Origin of the sequence: Dawidia cretensis, from assembly GCF_018598175.1 — a bacterium.
Lineage (GTDB): Bacteria > Bacteroidota > Bacteroidia > Cytophagales > Cyclobacteriaceae > Ohtaekwangia > Ohtaekwangia cretensis.
Genome location: NZ_JAHESE010000141.1, coordinates 1 through 367, shown reverse-complemented (window position 1 = coordinate 367; position 367 = coordinate 1). Strand labels below are relative to the sequence as shown.

At 46.9% G+C, this 367-nt stretch carries 1 protein-coding gene; it reads right to left on the bottom strand.

Annotated elements, in window-relative coordinates; genetic code table 11:
* Nucleotides 1–367, bottom strand: a 367-nt coding sequence (locus tag KK062_RS30100; RefSeq protein ID WP_254088089.1) for a protein kinase family protein, incomplete at both ends; no start/stop codon positions are given.

The window sequence follows — 367 nt, the reverse complement described above, 5'->3', positions numbered from 1 at the left end:
CAAATAGGTGGTGTCTGGGGAAGGAGCTGACTTTTCCTTGATCTTCTCCCTGAGTCCTAGGAGTTCTCCCAAGATATCGTCAATAGAAGGACGCACATCACGGTCGAAATCAAGGCAGTTACTTATGAGCTCCGTTGTAGTTGAAGAACCAATGAATCTATTGAGCCGTGAAGCGTCAACTTTTCGTGTCTCAAGGTTAAACTTGGATGGGCTCAAACCGGTGAAGGCGTTGATCAGCAACGCTCCAATGCTGTATATATCATCTTTGATGGCCGGTTTTTGCGATTTCTGCTGTTCTGGCGACATGAATCCGTAAGTACCCAGGACAAACGGAGTGGCGTCGTTATTCGGCGATATATCATATGCC